Genomic DNA, 18,622 nt, shown 5'->3' with positions numbered 1-18,622 from the left:
GCGCAATCCTCGTAGCCGCCAACCGTACGGTAGGAAGGCCGGTACAGGGGACACAGACAACGAGCGTAGCAAGCGACCATTCCCGCCCGATGCGACATCAGTCAGCGTGATCATCTCCCAGTTGCTCGACCGCGCCACCAGATTCATCTTCACTTGTCCACAGGATCGTGAGCGGCCCTCTCTTGCCTCGAATCGGAACCCGATGCAGTTTGCACGCAAGAGGCGAGCAGGCTTCAACCAAAAGCGAATCAGGTCTACCGGAACATCAGTTTAGGCGACGAGAGGCGTTTCAACGCCCGATTCGTCGCTGTGTCCGATCACTTACCCCGCACCGTCAAGGCGCGGGCCGCAAGCGGTTTGAACACAGAAAATCCTCGCTTCTTTTGAGGATGTTTCAGCCATGGCATTGCCCCCCCGAGTCTATTTTACCCTTCACGAAGCCTCCGCGCGTTGGGGCTGCAACATCGCCGACGTCGCCGGTTGGGCAGATATCGGCAAGTTCCGGATCCTGACCGGCATCACAGCCGTACGCTGCGGCGACGAGATTGTCGCGGGCAAGGTCGTTCTACCCCCTATGGAACTGCTCCCGCTATTCCGCAGGTGTGGGACGGGTCCCACTGAGGGGATCATACGAAGGATCCAGCCGCTGAACCGACAAGACTGGCTCCTGATTACCGATCCCGCAGGCGGCATCCCAGTAGCCATCGCAGACATGCTGATCCTGGCCGACGAGGTTCATGCCTTCGAGGACGAGCATGACATGGTGCGGCGGGTCGCAACGGGGCCCGGCGTTTCGTCTCCCTACGATTGGGAAGGAATGAACGTCGCCTTGATACAGCGCATCCATGACAGCGGATTGCCCGCCACGCAGTCAGAACTGGTCGCCGAGATGCAGGACTGGTTCGACGAACGCTCAGATGGTGCCAAGATCCCCGACAGCCGCACCATCCGGCGACGGATCACGCCGGTGTGGAAGGCGCTGCGACGGGAAGAGACGTGACAAACAAAGCCCGCGCTGGGCCCTAGGCTGCTCGCAACGCGCTGGGCCGGATCATGCGGAATACCTGTCGCCCCGCGCATCTGCATCATGAACCAGCCTGGGCTTGGGTCGGAACGCGCTGGCCACAGCGTCAACACCCGCCCGCAATGGCGAGTCCATCAAGTGTGCGTAACGCAAAGTGGTCTGTGTCTGGCTGTGGCCCAGCAGCTTGCCGATCATTTCCAGCGACGCCCCGCCACTGACCAGCAGCGATGCAAACGTATGGCGCAGATCGTGGATGTGCACGTCCAGCAAGCCCGTCTGCTTTTGGATCTGCGCCCAGAACCGGCGCACTTCCTGAACCGGCTGGCCCGGCGTGTCACCCGGGAAGAGCCACGGCGTGCCGCTCGGCACTAAAAGCTGGCGCTGACGCACAATGGCGGCAGTCTCATCAGAGATCGGCACACGATGCACGCGCCGCTGTTTGGTCATGGTCGGCGGCTTCGACCAACTCAGGTGCTCGAGGTTGAACTGCTCGAACCGGGCCTGCCGCGCCTCGCCCAGCCGCGCGCCCGTCAACATACACACCCGAATGATATCGGCAGCGCGCCGATCCTCGGCGGCATCCAGCGCGGCGGCAAGGCTGGCGATTTCCGCCTTGGACAGAAACCTCTCACGCGGGGTTTCAATGCGGCGGTGGAAGCGCTGGGCAGGGTTGTCCTCGCACCAGCCCCACTCCATCGCCAGCGTAAACATCTTGCGCAAGATTTCCCCGATGCGGTTGGCCCGCACCGGCGTGGCCTTCGCCCCCTGCAATTTGCGCGCCCGGTTGTTGGGCTTTTCCTTATGGGGCCGCGCCCGGCCCTCAGCCACTTTGGTCAGCAGCTTGTCGACATCAGTCGGCGTGATCTCCGTTACCAGCTTTCGGCCCCAGACTGGGGCCACCATCTTTGCCAGCGCGGATCGTTGATCGGCGGCATTGCGTTCGGCCAGTTTCGGCAGGTGCTGGGCACAGTAGCGCTCAATGAGGTCGTCGACGCGCGGTGCCTCGCGCATTGTCCCCCGCTCCGCCAGAGGGTCACCTCCGGCGTCAATCTCGCGGCGCAGTTCCTTGGCGCGCTCCCGTGCTGCCGCGACCGACCAGTCCGGCCAGCGGCCGAAAGTCATCCGGCGCTGGCGGCCGGCATGACGGTAGTCGAGCGTGAAGGCGCGGCCACCGCCGCGGTAGATGCAGACGGCGAACCCGCGCAGGTCCGTGTCAAAAATCTGGTAGTCTCGCCCGGCAACGGGTTCGACCTCGCGGAGCAGTTTCTCGGTCAGCTTTTGGCGCTCGGGCATGGTTTCCGTCCTGTCTTGCATCCGACATGAGGCGTGGTTTCGCCTGGACTGCAAGGCAAGCATGGGGACGTGGGTGGCGGGGAGGCAGAGAGTGGCGCAAAGGTCGCGGCCTTTGTGCCACCCCTTGTTTTACAGGCGTTCCCGCGCGGGGCGAAGTGGACGCGGGCGACAGCCAACTCGATTCCTGGTCCCGATTTCTCGAGACTCAGTGCCGAAATTTCCGGAACCAGCGCGCCTGACCGCACCCGGTTTGTAAATTCCCAATAAATTCAAGGGGTGGCGCGGTGGCGTGCCGGGTGCCACCCCCTCTTTGCCCGCCAATGCAGGCCAATCACGTGTAAATCCGGCTGTTCGCAGGTGTTTGCCGTTTTGGCGCAAAAGTCGACCACAGGACCGCGCCCTGCGCATTATCCGCCGCCTCCCTTTCTGATGCCAAATTCCCAATAAACTATGGGGTGGCACAAAGGTGGCGTCCTTTGCGCCACCCTCCGCCTTCCCGCCACCCCTGCGCCTCTGCGCTCACTGGTCTCTGCAAACGCCCCCCGACACCAACCGTCACGGGGCCAGGACAGGGAGACCCACATGCTGCATCTCGGATCGATGCCAGACCCGCAAGAAAAACCCCGCACGCTTCTGGTCGGCTGGATCAGCCGCATAGACCTTGCGCTGGAATTCGGCCTGTCGGTCGACACATTGCGTCGCTGGGAGGCCCAGCGGACGGGCCCGCCCTGCATCCGTGCCGGGCGCAAAGTCTATTATCGCCGCACTGCGGTCGAGCAATGGCTGGAAGAGCAGGAGTTGAATGCGCCGCGACGCCGCCGTGCAGGAGGCCGCCGTTGATGCGCGCCCTGCCCCATCAAGCCGCCTGGCCCGCCGACCGTCTGGCCGAGGCCCGTGCCATCATCGCCGACGCCGCCAATCATTCTGATCACCTGATCCGGCTTGCTTGCCATGTCCTCATCACGCATGGCGAAACGTCCGCCGAGCGCAAACAGGCTCGCATTCTCCTGGTGGTGATCGACGCGCGGCGGCCGCTGCGCCAAGCCCAGCGCCAGAATGACGATGGGAGGGCCAAGCTATGAACAGGCGCGGCACTCCTGAGGCGGATCTGCAGCGCGTCGTGGTGCAGGCCTTGCGCCTCGCCCTGCCCCGCACGGCAATCATTCATCACTGCGCCAACGAGGTGACTGAGCCTGGTCCCCGCGGCGCAAAACGCCAGGCGATCCTCGTCGGCATGGGCATCCATCCGGGCTTTGCCGATCTGATGGTCCTCTGCGAGGGGCGAATTCTGTTCCTCGAGCTGAAGGCCCCGAAAGGGCGTCTGCGCCCGACGCAGGAGGCGTTTCGCGATGCCGTACTGGCGCAAGGTTTTGGTTGGGCCCTGGTGCGCAGCCTCGACGAGGCGCTGGGCGCCCTGGCCGATCACGGGTTCACCACGCGTATTGTGCCGCCCGTGCGGAGGTCCTTGTCATGAGCCATGACGCCACCAACTGGGCCATCAAACAGCGCGGGTTGAAGCCGACCACCAAGATCGTGCTCTGGCACCTCTGCGACCGGTTCAACCCGGATTACGGCTGCTTCCCCTCACAGCTGCGGCTGGCGCATGATTGTGAGATCAGCCGCTCGACGCTGAACAACCACATCGGCCAACTAGAAGCCGCAGGCCTTCTGCGTCGCATCCCGCGCATCGACCCGGTGACCAAACGACAGCTGCCCACCCGCTACATCTTGGGCTTCGAGCCGGGCTTCACACCCGCTGATGCGGTTCCATGTCCGGAAATAGGACACAGGGGTTCGGCACTCGGCGTTGATGCTGAAGCGGCCCCTGAAATCGACCACACAACCACCTTACCGGTCGAGCCGTGTCCGGAATTCACACACGGGATCGACGCGAAAGCCGTGTCCGGATTTTGCCCTGACCCGTGTCCGGAAAATGGCCAAAGCCGTGTCCGAAATCCGGACACTAACCTTGTAAGAGAACCTTTAAGGAAACCAGTAAAGGAGGAGGAGGACGCGCAAGCGCGCGAGATCGACTTTGATCGATTTTTCGCAGAGCTGCTCTCGGCGCTGGGCCTCAAAGCCAACGCCACCCTGCCCGCTTGGTGGCAGGGCTGGCCAGCGCGGAAGCACGTGCGCCGTTGGGTCAATGACCTCGGGTTGTCTGAGGATCGGATCCTTGAGGTTGCGGCCGAGAGCCGGGCCGATCATCCCAACCCGCCCGATGGGCCCAAGGCGCTGGATCGTTTCATGGAACGCGCTGCTGGGCGCGATGCGCAATCGATTGCGGCCGATGCCAGCAGAGCGAAAGCCAAGCGGCAGCGCAAGGGCGATATTGGCCCGCAGCCGAGCAAGGATGAGTTGGCAGCCTTCTACGCCGCCAAGGTGAACTCCGACGCCTACCTGCCCCAGAACATGATCAGCACCGCCATGTGCGGATTGATGCTAGCGCGCGGCCTTGTCACACCCGAACGCCTCCGGATGCGAGGTGTGCGATGACCTTTCAAAGACCGATCAACATTCGCGGCGGACGCACAAAACGTGCGCTGGGCGTGCAGGCGGCGCTGGAATGGGCATTCCGGATCGAGAAGGCGCATTTGGAACTGCCGCCTCGCATGGACGTGCCGGAGGAAGGCTTCGGATTCGGGCTCGAATATGTCCTGCTGCAACGGGCAGCGCTGGGCTGCAAGATCGACGGCGGCCAGCACAAGTTGGGCAGTTACACCCATGCAGATGCGGAGGTTATCGCTGCCACCGTTGCCGGGATACCAGACAGCCTCGGCGGCTTTCGTATGGCGATCAGCGTGGCCGAACTTGCCCGCGCGGGGCTAACGCCCGACTGGATGCCCGGCGTGGTACCCCGCTGTGTGCCGGTAGAGACCAAGCGCAATCAGCACGGCGAGCGGGCGACCACGGTGGTGGTCGGCACCGAACGCGTGCTGACCCGGGGCAAATGGCGAACGGTGGAGGTGTTGGCCTGCCCCGTCACCTGGCGGCCGCATCCAGAGCAGATCGCATCCGCCCGACGCGGTTATGAGGATTGGTGGCAGGCCTTGGACTGGTTGCGGGATGGGTTGGTGGCGGGCGAGATGCTGCGGGAGGTGGAGGTGACGACGGCGATGCCTAAGGTGCGGCCGTGGGAAGTCAAGTGATAACGTCGTACTGGACGGGAAACGGCCGGAAGAAGCCGCGACATCGCGCCCTCGTATTCAGTTGAAGCAGCCGTTCCGGGCAAGTCTCTCGAAAATGATCGGGCACCCTAAGCTGCTGTTGACGTACTTAAATGGGTAGATTACCCATTTGCTATGGAACCTGTCCAATTCTCTGATGCACTGCGCCTGACTGAGCTGTCTGAAAGCCAGCTTCGCGAATGGTGTGGCAAGCGTAGTCTTTTTCAGCCCACTGTTCCGGCACGTGGGCCGGGTCGGGTTGCCCTGTACTCATGGCAGGACTTAATCGCTCTTCGCGTTTTCCGCGATATACTTCAAGATTTTGGCGGAAAAGCTAGCAGTTGGTCAGTAGGCATTGCCGAGTTCAGGGTGTGCTTGTCGGGTCAATTCTTCCCTAATCTGTGGGGTCGAAGTGCCGTGTTTCCCAACCAGCATTCGGCATATCTCGGTTCAATCTCGACGTTGCCTGCGGTCGGGGCCGCCCTCTTCGTGCCCTTGAGCCCGCATCTAGAGGTTATTGCCAATCTGGCTACCCCTGAAGAAATGCAGGGTCAGTTGCCTCTGGTTACGCAAGTGGGGGCATCGCGATGACGGATGTCTCAATGGGCAAGGTGTGGAGTGAGCGCTTCGGGCTCGCAAGGTCGCCGATGTTTGAAGGCGAACAAGATGGTGCCGAGGGGCAACACGAAGTGCTTCTCGATGGCGGCAATGGCTCATTCGGCCTCTCAATAGTGGATGAGTTGAGTGCCCCAACCAAGGCAGCAGGCTGGGCGTGGTCGAGCGACCTACCTCACCATGTCGCGATCACGAAAAAGGAAGTTCAGGTTGTACGTTGGGACGCCGTCCAGGCCGCGCAAGTCTACTCTTTAGAATCCGTGTCCCGCGATCTCGACGGCTTTTACAAATTCTCTGCCGAGATCGTCTGCGCTCAAACAGGACCGTTGTCCAACATCTGATCAATCTGTTTGGCCGAGTGAGAGCACTGGTTGCCTACGCGCGCTTGCCGGATGAGCGATCAATCGATGCATTTGTCACGGTTCTGGCCGACCTAATCGCCGGAGATGACGGCCCCGCCCAGCCAGACGCTTTTGGGCTTCCCCAGGATGCATCCGATCTGCGACGATCACTCGCTGGTGCTTCGCTTGACGAAGCACCAGCGATATCCGCACGGCGCCAACGACCCTTTCCGCTTTGACCCTGCATCCAAACCTTGCGATCCGTCATGCAGGTGGACAGCTCTTTCAAGAAGCCCACTTTGATCTGGTGCGGGCGCCCGCTCCGGACCTGTTCGGCTTCGTCGAGCCCGCGACTTTGAATCGCGTCACACGTGGAGGTACGCACTTTACACCACCTGCCCTGGCCCGCAGCATAGTAGACTATACGCTTGCTCAATTCAGTGATCTCTACGGCCGTCCGACGTTAGTGCTGAGCGATCCGGCATGCGGTTCGGCCGCATTTCTTCACGAGGCGCTACGTGGCTTGCGCAGAGCGAATTTCGACGGTGCCCTTAAAATCGTCGGGCGAGATATCTCGGCTTCAGCAATTGCAATGGCCCGATTCACGCTCAAGCTGGCTTTGAGGGACTGGACCCCGAAGGGGGGTGCGGAACTCGACCTCGCCATCGCTGATTCTATGGCCGACCCAGAATTTCCTAGATCTGACGTTACGGTCATGAACCCACCTTTTATCTCGGTGATCGCCCAAACACCGGAGCCGCATGTCAATCGGCCTGCAAAACTGACCCCGTATCGGCGTCCAATTTTGACCCCCTGCGGTGTCGCGAAGAGGGCCTGAGCCGACGGAACCGATCACAGAGTGGAGGCGGCTCAGGCCCTCTTCGCCATTTTTCCAGACGGATCAGGCGCGGTTCTTGAAGCGCCAGGACTCGTTTCCGGTCTCGATGATTTCGCAGTGGTGGGTGAGGCGGTCGAGCAGCGCAGTGGTCATTTTGGCGTCGCCGAAGATTGTGGGCCATTCGCCGAAGGCGAGGTTGGTGGTTACGACGACCGAGGTGCGCTCGTAGAGGCGGCTGATCAGATGGAACAGCAACTGGCCGCCGGATTGCGCGAAGGGCAAATAGCCGAGTTCGTCGAGGATGACGAAGTCCAGTCGCGTGAGATACTCGGCCATCCGGCCCTGCTTGCCGCCGCGGATCTCGGTTTCCAGGCGGTTCACCAGATCGACGACGTTGAAGAAGCGCCCGCGAGCGCCGTTGCGAATGAGCGCCCGCGCGATGGCGATGGCCAGGTGGGTCTTTCCAGTCCCGGTGCCGCCGACCAGAACGACGTTGCGCTGATCGGCCACGAAGCTGCCGGTGACCAGATCTTTGACCAGACCTTCGTTGATCGGCGTGCCAGCAAAGTCGAACTCTTCGATGTCCTTTGCCAAAGGCAGCTTGGCGATTGTCATCTGGTACCGGATGGACCGCGCCTGTTTCTCGGCAATCTCAGACTGCAGCAGATCGCCCACGATGCGCGGGGGTTCGTGCTGGCGCTTGATGCCAGCGGCCATGATCTCGTCATAGGAGCTGCGCATTCCGTAGAGCTTGAGTGTTCCCATCAGGTCGAGGATTTGAGTGCGTTCCATGTGAGTTAGTTCTCCTGAGACTGTCGTAGCGCGCGCAGTCGGCCACGGGTTCGTGGGTCAGGCGCAGAGCGATAGGGGTCAGTAGGAAGGGCGGTGGCGTCGGATCGCGACGTCGGGCGAGGATGTTGATGATGACAGAAGCAGAATGGACGCCCTGATCGAGGGCTTCGCGGCAGGCCGCCTCGAGCGCCTGAAGTCCGTCATCGCGGACGCAGCTCAGGATCTGGACCATCCATTGCCCGGCAGGGCATTGCGGCACGCAATGTCCCGAGAGGAGGCCGGTCGCCGTCATCGCTGCCCTTCAGCTTGCGCCGGATTGCGGCCATGGCTGGTGGCAGCACCCAGTCCTTGAACGGCGCCCCGTTCCGCAAGGCTCCGGGTTTGCGGGCCAGAACAGGCACATAGTGCCAAGGATCATAGATGGTCTGGCCGCGGCCGAAGGCACGCGCATGCTCGCCGACGATCACCCCGTCCTGCCGGATGACGATCCGCTCGGCATAGGCATGCACATCGACGGGTCGGCCGACTGCCGTGGCCAGCACCGAGTATTTGTTGTTGTCGAAACGCACAGTGCAGGTCTTCGATACCGAGGCCGGCACGCTGTGGAAGCCGTCGAAGGGACCGATATAGGGGATGAGCTGCGGCCGCTCGGCCTCGAACATCTCCCAGATCGTCTTGTCGCTTTCTTCCGGGTGACGATGCGCCTTGGCATAGGCCACGCATTTGTCGAGCAGCCAGGCGTTGAGTTCGTCGAGGCTTTTGACCCGCAGCCGCGGCGTGAAGAATCGTTCCCGCACCAGCCCAACTTGGTTCTCGACCTGGCCCTTCTCCCAGCCTGATGCCGGGGTACATGCCACCGGCTGCACCAGATAGTGACTGCACATCTGCAGGAAGCGGCGGTTGTAATGCCGCTCCTTGCCGATGAAGATCGCCTCGACCGCCGTCTTCATATTGTCGTAGATCCCGCGGGTGCAGATGCCCCTGAAGAAGGCGAAGGCCCGATCGTGCGCGTCGAAGACCATCTCCTGGCTCTCGCGCATGTAGGCTCGGGCAAACATCATCCGGCTGTGGCAAAGCCGCACATGCGCGACCTTCACAGTCAAAGTGACTCCACTGATCACGATGATCTCGTGGCTCCAGTCGAACTGATAGGCTTCGCCGGGCGCATAGTAGAGCGGGACATAGGCCTCAGCGGTGACCCCGCCGCGGTTCTGCGACCATGACTTGGCAAACCGGCGCACCGCATCGTAACCGCCCTCATAGCCGAGACCGCGCAGCTCCTCGAAGATGCGGATCAGCGTCAGCCGTTCCCGCGACGGCTTGTCCGCATTCGATGACAGCAACTGCTCGAGCTGATCTTGCCACGGCCCGATCCGAGGCTGGGGCTGGCGGCTCCGTTCATAGCTGAAATCCGTCTCGCCTGTTCGCAGGATCTTTCGCACGGTGTTCCGCGACACGTGCAACTCCCGGACGATCTTCTTCATCGACCAGCCCTGAACGTGAAAGGCCCGTCGCACCCGCGCAATCGTATCCACCCGTTTCAACTCCCCCTCCGTTCGCTGTCTCGCAACGAACGGTCTGACAGAACAACTGGGGGGTCAAAATTGCACGCCGATCGACCCGCCTAGGGGGTCAAAATTGCACGCCGGAACACAGCAGAAGGCGCAACTCCGTTCAGTGGTCGGCGAAAAGGCGGGCAGCCGCGGCGATTACAGCATGGCGTTTGTCACCCGCGCATTGGAAGCGTTGAAAAATGGTGGAGCCATGGGGGCGCTGTTTCCCGCAAATTTGCTTACCCATGAATCTGCCACGCCGTGGCGCGAAAGTCTCGCCGCCGCGGGAGATGTCCGTTTGATCGCCAGAATTGGCGACTTTGGCCTTTTCAGCCAAGCGTTGGTTCACGTCGCTTGCATTGTTTTGACCAAAGGGGGAGCACCCAGTCGCGAGTTCACCGCGCTTGTAACAGGAAACGAGCCTGGAGTTACGGGTGATGCATTGCGCGAATTGCGTAAGACACATGGCTCACCACCCGCGCGTGCCACCGGTGATAAACAGTGGAACCTCTTTTCGGCTGACACCTCCGTACTTGGCCGCAAGCTTCCGTGGCGTATTCTGACGCCTGAACAGCGCAGTATCATCGATGCACTTGAAGCCGCACAGACGCCCACTGTTGGCAGTTTGTTTAACATCGCCCAAGGTGTTCAGACAGGGAACCTGAAGCTGTTCCTCTTTAATGAAGAGGAGTTTCGTCACCTCAAGCTGCCCGCCAAAGAGAAGCGCTACTTTCGAGATGCGCTGATGACTGACTCCATTGACGATGGGCGCATCTTAAAAAAGTACCATATGTTCTTTCCTCATGGTAAGAATGGGCCCATTTTCGAAGACGAGGCGGCGCTGTCGGAGGCAGTGCCGACTTTCTACAAATTGGTTCTCAAGCCGAACGAAGCGCTTCTGAGGAGTCGCGCGTCAATCGTGCGAGCCAACCGGCAGGATTGGTGGGGGTTGATGCGCCCCCGTACCGGTAGTTTCGCGCTTTCAAATGAGCCGAGGATCGTCTCCAAGTTCTTTGGTGCCGAAGGTAGCTTCGCCCTCGATGAGGTTGGTAGATATCTACCTTCTACGGGCCATGTATGGACACCAAAGCGAATCCTGAACTTATCGGTCGAAGAGCATGAGGAGGAATGGAGTGAAGGGGTTGCTGAAGCAGCTTCCATCGAAGTTCTTCGAGCCTATGTGACGCTGCTAAATTCCCGTGCGTTTGTTCGTCTGGTGTCGTTTCGCTCCGTCACAATTGCGGGCGGACAGCTCGATCTGAGCAGCCGCTTTGTCGCTCCAGTTCATATTCCGGATCTTTGGGAGAAGTCGCAGACCCCCCTGTATTCAGAACTAGTGCGAGCTTTGGCGAGTGCTGCCGTGAAGCGCGAGGCCAACTCAGGAGGCGATATCGATCGTATCGTTGCTTCACTTTATGGGGTTCCTGAACTTGGCAAAAGCTGAGGTCCAGGAGCCCAACCTTTCATTTGGCGCTTTTTCGAAGCGGGCGCAAACGCTCGCCGTGCGCTTTGGAGCTGCGATCGGATTGAAGACAGGAGAACTCGCCTTCGCACCAGAAATCAGCAGCACATTAGCCACTATTACCCTTGCCGGCCGCGCTAGTGAAACGATTACCCGTAATCGAGGCAAACCACATCGCGTAGTACCGATCGCTTCGTTAAACCATGAGGTGTGGATCTGGACAGGATATCGCGAGAATTGGCTAAAGCAGGGCTCGGAACAGAACTTCCGGTTCGTTGATGCGGGCTTCACGCTTCACATCGGGCGCATCGGGGAGTTGTCCAAGCCCCAATTTCTACGGAGTGAATGGGTCGGGCGGCGCAGTCGAGCTTTCGTAGAATTGGCAGGGCATCCACATTGGCAACTCGACATCCTCGAAAGTGCTCGCGCTAGCCCACCGCCGCCAATCCGGTTCGGCGGACCAGTTGAGCAACAAGCGATCTTGGAATTCGCCGCTGGAGGAGCTGTAGAACCGTCGGAACTGCTTCTTGGCCTCACAGTTGAGAACATGCACCTCGCCAGCGCTGCGTTATGGTGGCAGAGTTCTGGCGCTAAAGTGGCGCACGTGCCGGTTTCTGTTGAAGAGTTGGACCGGTGGATTCTCGGTTGCATCACATATCTTCGGCAGGAGGCAAATCGCTGCAAGATCGCGACGTAAACAGGCAACTCAAAAGTCAGGCATTATGTTCATTTCGATCACCTATCCGGTTGCTGATTTCCGCAACTTGCATCGAGAAAACGCCGGGCGCCTTGAACGACCGGCGTGGGGACGTGCTGACCCACAAGCGCATTTTGCTAGGGGGCTGGGCAGCATTCATACCCGCACCAAGTCAGCTAATGGATTTACCGGAGAAAACTATTATGCCGATTGTGACAATTTAGTTCGATATCCCAAACAGTTTTTCCTGACGCCAATTCCAAACCTCAATCGCACGGTTTTGGCATACCCATTCTATCGGCGTTTTTACTTTGATGGGCTGATGGCGGGGAGGTTTGAACTTGGCTTTCGGCTTAACGAGGGATCAATAGAGCACATCGCCGCTATCAACGGCAAGGTTGACTACAGTGCATCTACTGTAGCAAGGCAGATTTTGGAAAACGATCTTCGCGTGGAACTCACCGATGGGAGGAAGCTGACACAACCATTCTGGAATTCAATGGATGCACTGCGCGACGGTTGGCTATTAAGCAGCACAAAAACACAAGCCCTCAAAACCTTTGATATTGAAACCGTAGGGTCGAATTACGTGGGCGTCGGGCGCCCCTTTGCTTTTATTCGAGCAGGTCGAGAAACCACGCTCAGCAAAGAACACCAGATGCGAATGCTGTTAAAGCGGGACGATCTAAAGCTCTTTGTAACTAGATCGGGGGTGCACGGACAGCACTTTGATACGGCAGCAAACCCGTCCCTTATGGGTTTAGACAATGAGACGGCCAAAGAGCGCCTCGCCCGGCTTTTCTATTCCCAGATTAGGACTCTCGCGTTTGCCCACTCATTCTACCTGCGCCAAGTGTCGTCGGGCAAGATCGCTGGCCCGAAGTCCTTGGAACCGGCAGTACAATCGCTTCTTGATCGTCTGGCGGATTTGGAGCCTTTAGAAGGACAAGAAAGTGACGAGCTGACCTGTGAAGAACTGCGAAAGATACTAATAAGTGCGGATATCGATACCGGTCGCCTGACCCGCGAAATTGAAGAGCAGGTGAATCCGGGATGGTTTCGGCGCAACCTCGGATTTCTCCTCGGATATTTCGATCAAAAGGCCGATATAGCAATTGAGGCCGCCGCAAGCGCTGCCACTAAGCAACTCTTGTCTGGCGGCCCCTAAAATATTGGGCAGCACCGAATGCTCAGCCCGTCTATGCCGTTGAGGGGGTGTCCCCTCTTGCAGCAAAGATAATGGCACTCGTTTGCCTTTGCAAGTCCATTCGGAAATGACCTTGAGGGCTGGAAAGCCCGCGGTGCAGAAATTCGATATACTACCGGCGCTGCGCTGCACCTAGGTTGGTATTGCCGCTCTAGAAAAGCTGCAACCCAGCACGGCGCATAGGCAGAACGGCAATAATGGGCCGATGATGACGCGCAAGCCCCCCTGGCATGGTTCCTCCCCGGCCTCAAACGTATGCGGGGGGGCGCAGCGCGGGAGTTTCCTAGCGACTGGCCTTTTCACCGGGGAATCCACTTGGAATCCACCTCGCCGGCGACACGCGAAATTCTGACTCAAAATCAAACGCTTGCGCAGCGATGCCGTGGCCAAGGTGGATTCCTGCGCGGAATCCACCTTGGCCACTTTGGGGAAGCCACCCTGGCCAAAAGACACCGCCGCAGGCCACCTGCGTGAGTGGCCTTCGCGGTGTCCCCGGAACGCATTGATTCAAAGCACAAAAATGGTTTGACAAAGCTGCCCCCCTTGACCTATCCCTTGATCATCGAAGAGTTGCGCCCGCAGGATCCCCCTCGCGGGCGCTTTTGTTTTCCCGACATCATGGACCGTTTTTCAACCGCTCGCCGTGCCGGTGCAGCGTTGGGCCAGACACCTTTCACCTCATAGAGACTTGCCCCATGGACCTCGTCTTCGTGCCGAGCCAGATCGAGACGTGGTCGATCGATCGGCTGCGCCCCTATGCAAGCAATGCCAAGATGCACGGCGACGACCAGGTAGCAAAGATCGCTGCCAGCATGGCGAAGTTCGGCTGGACCGTGCCCTGTATGGTGGCCGACGATGGCGAACTGATCGCCGGGCACGGCCGCGTGCTGGCCGCCACGATGCTGGGGCTGTCCGAGGTGCCGGTGATCCGGCTCGGTCACCTCGATGAGGCCGAGCGGCGTGCCTACCGGATTGCCGACAACAAGCTGACGGAACTCGGCGACTGGGACGAGGCAATGTTGCGTGACGAGATCGCGGGGCTGCTGGCGGAGGATTTTGATCTGTCGCTGCTCGGCATGAGCGACGAGGATCTCGACGCCCTGCTGCGGGATCCCGAGGCGCTGGGCGGCGATGGCCCGATCGAAGGCGAGGACGAGGTCCGCGAGCTCCCGGTCACGCCGGTGTCGGTGCCCGGCGACCTCTGGCAGCTCGGCGCGCACCGGCTGATCTGTGGCGACAGCACCACGGCCGACGTGGTCGGGCGACTGCTCGGGGGCGTAAAGCCGATGCTGATGGTGACCGACCCGCCTTACGGTGTCGAATACGACCCGTCCTGGCGCAACCAAGCCGGTTCTGCCAAAACCAAGCGCACCGGCAAGGTTCTAAACGATGACCGTGCCGACTGGCGCGAGGCCTGGGCGCTGTTCCCGGGCGATGTCGCCTATGTCTGGCACGGCGCGCTGCATGCGGCGACTGTGGCTGAGAGCCTGATCGCCGCGGGCTTCGCCATCCGGTCACAGATCATCTGGGCCAAGGACAGGCTGGTGCTGAGCCGCGGCGATTATCACTGGCAGCACGAGCCTTGCTGGTACGCGGTGCGTGCCAAGGGAAAGGGTCACTGGGCGGGCGATCGCAAGCAGACAACGCTGTGGCAGATCGCCAACCGCGATCAGGATGCCGACACCGTGCATGGGACGCAAAAGCCAGTCGAGTGCATGCGGCGCCCGATCCTGAACAACTCCAGTCCCGGTCAGGCGGTGTACGAGCCGTTCATGGGATCCGGCACCACGCTGATCGCAGCCGAAACGACTGGTCGCGTCTGCTTCGGGGTCGAACTGAACCCAGCCTATGTCGATGTGGCCATCGAGCGCTGGCAATCCTTCACCGGGAAAGAGGCCTTGTTAGTGGAAACCGGCGAGAGTTTCGCGGCGCTCAAGGCCGAACGGCTCGCGGCATGAGCCAGTCCCGCCTCCTGTCTTTGGTTGAGGCTGCCACCAATGTTGCGGTCGGCTACGCGCTGGCGGTCGTCACACAGATCGTGGCGTTCCCGTGGTTCGGCCTGCATCCGAGCCTCGGCGAGAACCTGTCGATCGGCGCGCTGTTCACCGGGATTTCGCTTTTGCGCACGTACACGCTGCGCCGATTGTTCGAGCGCTGCCGTTGACGCTTAAATGCTCAGGCGTCGTCGAGTTTGTAGACAGTGCCTCTCCCCTCAACCTTCTCCGACGTGACGAGCAGGCCCAGCTTCTTCTTCAGCGCACCGGAGATGGCGCCGCGCACGGTGTGAGCCTGCCAGCCCGTCTCGGCAGCGATCTCGGCGATGGCCGCACCTTCGGGACGCTGAAGGAGCGCAATGATCTGCGCCTGCTTGGTGCCGCTGCGGATGGCCACTGGCTTCGCGGCATCGGAGGCCCCAATCGCGGTGGGTTGGCGCTGCGCCGGTGGGTTCTCCCCGCGCAATCCGGCCACGGCCTTCAGCACGACCGGCTCGATCCCGATGGCTGCGAGCCCGGCCTCGGTGGCGATCAGCGTGGTGCCATGCCCATCGCCGGTTTCGCGCCAGAGTGGTTCGCCCCGGCGGATGTCAGCGTCGACCTCCTCTAGCCAGCCGAGCTCGAGCATCCGCGCGACAGCCATGTTGGCGGCGGCACCGGCCAGCCGCTCGGGGAGCGGCAGGGCCAGATTGCCCGGGCGGGCTGCGGCGCGGCCGAGGATGGTGGTTTGGGTTGGGGTAAGTTTGGTCATGACGTCCTCCGGGCTCAGGCTTCGCGAGAGGCCGCTTGGCCCGCGGCGTAAGCGGCCTCCAGCGCGGCGCGGATCGACCAGACCGCAACATCATGGAAGTCGAGGCTGTCAGCGTTGCGCGTGTCCAGCGTCTCCAGGAAGAGATGCCTGGCGGCGATCTCCTGCAGCAGGGCTTGCGTGGCGGCGGTGGCGGCGGCTTCGGCGGGGGCTGCGGTTTTGGTGGTCATGGCGTCTTCTCCGGGGCTGAGTTGTTTCGTTTTGGTACAGTCAGAATCGCTCTTACCCGGAACTCAATCAACTGAATAACAAGCAATATCATTGCCTTAACCGGAACTGTCAGTGCCATGGAGGGAATGAGTGAGCGAGCCTACGCTGCCCATTCCGGGCTCTCGCGCGGGGCGGTGCAGAAGGCCCGCAAGAACGGCCGGTTGGTGCTGTTTGCCGATGGGTCGATCGACGCGGCCGCCTCGGATGCCCGGCGCGGTGCGATGACCGATCCGGATCAGCAAATGCGGTCACGGGGCGGGTTGGGCAGCAGCAGCGATAGCGTTGGCCTTGGCGGCAACAACGTCTCGGGCCCCGGCGAGACCTCGTCCTACCTCAAAGCCCGCACCGCGCTAACCGTCTACCAGGCGCAAGAACGCCAGCTGTCGATCCAGAAGAAGAAGGGCGTGCTGGTTGATCGGGCGCGGGCGGAAACGCTGGTGTTTCGCCTTGCGCGCCAGGAGCGCGACGTCTGGGTCACCTGGCCCACCCGCGTGGCGGCGCTGATGGCGGCGCAGCTGTCCGCAGAGATGGAGAAGGCCTCAGGCGCACCCGTGACACTCGAGACTGCGATCCTGCAGAGGGTGCTGGAAACCCATGTCCGAGAGCAGCTCGACGCCCTGGCAGACCTCCGGGTCAGCCTCAGTTGATAGTTATAGTGATCTGACAGAGGATCTCGACCTCGGCTTTGACGGGGCCGAGGATATCCTGCGCGCGTGGCGCCGCGGCATGCGGCCCGATCCGGACCTCACAGTGTCGGAGTGGGCGGATCAGAACCGGTGGTTGTCGTCGCGGGCCTCGGCCGAACCGGGACGCTACCGCACGGCGCGCACGCCTTACCTGCGCGCCATCATGGACGCGCTGTCGCCGAGCCACCCGGCGCAGCGGATCTCGTTCATGAAGGCCGCGCAGGTTGGTGCGACCGAAGCTGGGAACAACTGGATCGGCTTCGTGATCCACCACGCGCCGGGGCCGATGCTCGCGGTGCTGCCGACGGTCGAGATGGCGAAACGCAGCTCGCGCGGGCGGATTGACCCGTTGATCGACGACAGCCCGGCGCTGAAGGAGCGGGTGAACCCTGCCCGCTCGCGCGATGCCGGCAACTCAATGCTGTCAAAAGAGTTTCCGGGCGGTATCCTGGTGCTCACGGGTGCCAATTCGGCCACCGGCCTGCGCTCAATGCCCGCGCGCTATGTGTTTCTCGACGAGGTCGATGCGTATCCGGCCTCGGCCGACGAGGAAGGCGACCCGGTTACGCTGGCCGAGGCCCGCACCACGACCTTTGCGCATCGGCGCAAAGTGTTCATGGTCTCGACACCGACGATCCGGGGACTGTCGCGCATCGAGCGGGAATTCGAAGCCTCAGATCAGCAGCGCTACTTCGTGCCCTGCCCTCATTGTGGTCATCAGCAATGGCTGCAATTCGAGCGCCTGCGCTGGGCCAGGGGGCGCCCGGAAACGGCGGCTTATCATTGCGAAGGCTGTGAGCACCCCATTGCCGAGCACCACAAGACCGAGATGCTGGCACGGGGCGAATGGCGGGCGACGGCGGTGCCAACCGACCCCAAGGCGCTGGGGTTCCACCTCTCTGCACTCTACTCGCCGATCGGCTGGAAGAGCTGGGAGCAGATCGCGCGCGACTGGCTGGCCGCGCAGGGCTCGGACGAGATGCTGCGCGCCGCGCGCAACACGCTTTTGGGCGAGACCTGGATTGAGAGCGGTGAGGCGCCGGAATGGCAGCGCCTGGCGGATCGGCGCGAAGCCTTCGCAGCGCAGATCCCGACAGACGGGCTGTTCCTGACGGCGGGCGCCGATGTGCAAAAGGATCGCATCGAGGTTGATGTCTGGGCCTGGGGCCGCGGTCTGCAAAGCTGGCTTGTCGATCACATCGTGATCCCGGGCGGGCCGGACGATCCGGACTGCTGGAACGCGCTGACCGCGCTGTTGGGACAGACGTGGACGCACGAGAACGGCGCGATCATGACGATCGCCAAGCTCGCCATCGACACTGGCTACGAATCCGCCGCCGTCTATGGCTGGGCGCGCCAGCAGGGCATTGCGCAGGTGGCACCCGTGAAGGGGCTCGAGGGCTTCAACCGGGCAACGCCGGTGTCGGGCCCGACCTTCGTCGATGCTACGGTGAACGGGCGGAAGCTGAAACGCGGCGCCCGGCTCTGGACAGTGGCCACCGCCACCTTCAAGGCCGAGACCTATCGGTATTTGCGGCTGGAACGCCCGCCTGAACCAGACGCACCCATCCCTGCCGGCACGATCCACCTGCCGGACTGGGCGGACAGCGAATGGCTCAAGCAGCTGGTGGGCGAGCAGCTGGTCACGATCCGCGACCGGCGCGGCTATGCCCGCCAGGAATGGCAGAAGCTGCGCGAGAGGAACGAGGCTCTCGACACGCGGGTCTATGCCCGGGCGGCCGCCTGGATCCTCGGCGCCGATCGCTTTGACGAGCGGATGTGGCGGCAGCTCGAGAAGCAGGCCGGGGTGGAGACCGTCGCAGTTGCGCCGAACCCAGAGCCAGAGAAACCGTCCGAACCGCAAGCCGGGCGCATCGCAACCCCGCGGCGGCGCAGCTGGAAGATCAGCACGCCGCGATACATGGACTGACCGGA

19 protein-coding genes and 1 pseudogene are annotated in these 18,622 nt (G+C 61.6%); 15 read left to right on the top strand and 5 right to left on the bottom strand.

All coding sequences use genetic code 11. The annotated features are described in order from the left end of the window. Window positions 1–400: 400 nt before the first annotated feature. Window positions 401–1,000: a hypothetical protein gene (locus tag JI664_RS08030; protein ID WP_207013200.1), complete on the top strand. Its 600-nt coding sequence runs from the start codon at window positions 401–403 to the stop codon at window positions 998–1,000. 51 nt (window positions 1,001–1,051) lie between these two features. Here the strand turns inward: JI664_RS08030 and JI664_RS08025 are convergent, their stop codons facing one another. Beyond that, window positions 1,052–2,317 (bottom strand): tyrosine-type recombinase/integrase, encoded by a 1,266-nt coding sequence (locus JI664_RS08025; RefSeq protein WP_207013199.1) that lies wholly within the window; start codon window positions 2,315–2,317, stop codon window positions 1,052–1,054. Between the two features lie 582 nt (window positions 2,318–2,899). Between JI664_RS08025 and JI664_RS08020 the strand changes: the two genes are divergently transcribed. The 7 genes from JI664_RS08020 (at window position 2,900) to JI664_RS07990 (ending at window position 7,278) form a co-directional block, all read left to right on the top strand. After that, complete coding sequence (locus tag JI664_RS08020) at window positions 2,900–3,157, top strand: helix-turn-helix transcriptional regulator (protein ID WP_207013198.1); 258 nt, start codon at window positions 2,900–2,902, stop codon at window positions 3,155–3,157. Continuing rightward, the gene (locus JI664_RS08015) at window positions 3,157–3,399 is read left to right on the top strand and encodes a hypothetical protein (protein ID WP_207013197.1); all 243 of its coding nucleotides are present in this window, start codon (window positions 3,157–3,159) and stop codon (window positions 3,397–3,399) included. The genes JI664_RS08020 and JI664_RS08015 overlap by 1 nt, the downstream gene beginning before the upstream one ends. Further along, window positions 3,396–3,791: a VRR-NUC domain-containing protein gene (locus tag JI664_RS08010; protein WP_207013196.1), complete on the top strand. Its 396-nt coding sequence runs from the start codon at window positions 3,396–3,398 to the stop codon at window positions 3,789–3,791. Before JI664_RS08015 ends, JI664_RS08010 begins: the two co-directional genes overlap by 4 nt. Then, entirely contained in the window at window positions 3,788–4,813 is a 1,026-nt protein-coding gene (locus tag JI664_RS08005) for a helix-turn-helix domain-containing protein (RefSeq protein ID WP_207013195.1), read from the top strand. The genes JI664_RS08010 and JI664_RS08005 overlap by 4 nt, the downstream gene beginning before the upstream one ends. Beyond that, a complete protein-coding gene (locus tag JI664_RS08000) occupies window positions 4,810–5,466 on the top strand; it encodes a hypothetical protein (protein ID WP_207013194.1) in 657 nt (218 codons plus the stop codon). The genes JI664_RS08005 and JI664_RS08000 overlap by 4 nt, the downstream gene beginning before the upstream one ends. Window positions 5,467–6,071: 605 nt before the next feature. Then, on the top strand, window positions 6,072–6,440 hold the full coding sequence (locus tag JI664_RS07995; RefSeq protein ID WP_207013193.1) for a hypothetical protein: 369 nt from the start codon (window positions 6,072–6,074) through the stop codon (window positions 6,438–6,440). Between the two features lie 235 nt (window positions 6,441–6,675). Then, the gene (locus JI664_RS07990; protein ID WP_207013192.1) at window positions 6,676–7,278 is read left to right on the top strand and encodes an N-6 DNA methylase; all 603 of its coding nucleotides are present in this window, start codon (window positions 6,676–6,678) and stop codon (window positions 7,276–7,278) included. Window positions 7,279–7,341: 63 nt separating this feature from the next. Here JI664_RS07990 and istB read toward each other — a convergent pair whose 3' ends face one another. After that, on the bottom strand, window positions 7,342–8,070 hold the full coding sequence (istB, locus tag JI664_RS07985) for an IS21-like element helper ATPase IstB (RefSeq protein WP_207013191.1): 729 nt from the start codon (window positions 8,068–8,070) through the stop codon (window positions 7,342–7,344). Beyond that, window positions 8,003–9,614, bottom strand: a pseudogene (gene istA, locus JI664_RS07980) (IS21 family transposase). The gene istB and the pseudogene istA overlap by 68 nt, the downstream one beginning before the upstream one ends. A 94-nt stretch (window positions 9,615–9,708) precedes the next feature. Here istA and JI664_RS07975 point away from each other — a divergent pair. From JI664_RS07975 to JI664_RS07955, 5 genes are all read left to right on the top strand, one after another. Continuing rightward, window positions 9,709–11,067 carry a hypothetical protein gene (locus tag JI664_RS07975; protein WP_207013190.1) on the top strand — a complete coding sequence of 453 codons (1,359 nt, stop codon included), beginning with the start codon at window positions 9,709–9,711 and terminating at the stop codon, window positions 11,065–11,067. Then, entirely contained in the window at window positions 11,054–11,782 is a 729-nt protein-coding gene (locus JI664_RS07970; protein WP_207013189.1) for a hypothetical protein, read from the top strand. The genes JI664_RS07975 and JI664_RS07970 overlap by 14 nt, the downstream gene beginning before the upstream one ends. Before the next feature lie 25 nt (window positions 11,783–11,807). Next, window positions 11,808–12,950 (top strand): hypothetical protein, encoded by a 1,143-nt coding sequence (locus JI664_RS07965; RefSeq protein ID WP_207013188.1) that lies wholly within the window; start codon window positions 11,808–11,810, stop codon window positions 12,948–12,950. Between the two features lie 734 nt (window positions 12,951–13,684). Beyond that, window positions 13,685–14,947: a site-specific DNA-methyltransferase gene (locus tag JI664_RS07960; RefSeq protein ID WP_207013187.1), complete on the top strand. Its 1,263-nt coding sequence runs from the start codon at window positions 13,685–13,687 to the stop codon at window positions 14,945–14,947. Further along, window positions 14,944–15,153, top strand: coding sequence for a DUF7220 family protein (locus tag JI664_RS07955; protein ID WP_207013186.1), 210 nt, complete (start codon window positions 14,944–14,946; stop codon window positions 15,151–15,153). The genes JI664_RS07960 and JI664_RS07955 overlap by 4 nt, the downstream gene beginning before the upstream one ends. Window positions 15,154–15,164: 11 nt before the next feature. On the opposite strand, the gene JI664_RS07950 is transcribed toward JI664_RS07955, so the two are convergent. Next, complete coding sequence (locus JI664_RS07950; RefSeq protein WP_207013185.1) at window positions 15,165–15,734, bottom strand: DUF3489 domain-containing protein; 570 nt, start codon at window positions 15,732–15,734, stop codon at window positions 15,165–15,167. A gap of 14 nt (window positions 15,735–15,748) precedes the next feature. Then, the gene (locus tag JI664_RS07945) at window positions 15,749–15,961 is read right to left on the bottom strand and encodes a DUF6900 domain-containing protein (RefSeq protein WP_207013184.1); all 213 of its coding nucleotides are present in this window, start codon (window positions 15,959–15,961) and stop codon (window positions 15,749–15,751) included. A gap of 117 nt (window positions 15,962–16,078) precedes the next feature. Between JI664_RS07945 and JI664_RS07940 the strand changes: the two genes are divergently transcribed. Both JI664_RS07940 and JI664_RS07935 read left to right on the top strand, forming a co-directional pair. Next, window positions 16,079–16,648: a hypothetical protein gene (locus JI664_RS07940; protein WP_207013183.1), complete on the top strand. Its 570-nt coding sequence runs from the start codon at window positions 16,079–16,081 to the stop codon at window positions 16,646–16,648. Further along, entirely contained in the window at window positions 16,596–18,617 is a 2,022-nt protein-coding gene (locus JI664_RS07935; RefSeq protein WP_207013182.1) for a phage terminase large subunit family protein, read from the top strand. The genes JI664_RS07940 and JI664_RS07935 overlap by 53 nt, the downstream gene beginning before the upstream one ends. Window positions 18,618–18,622 lie beyond the last annotated feature (5 nt).

Origin of the sequence: Rhodobacter sp. NTK016B (genome assembly GCF_017303295.1) — a bacterium.
In the GTDB taxonomy this organism is placed as follows: Bacteria; Pseudomonadota; Alphaproteobacteria; order Rhodobacterales; family Rhodobacteraceae; genus Pararhodobacter.
This window is presented reverse-complemented; position numbering and strand designations above follow the sequence as displayed.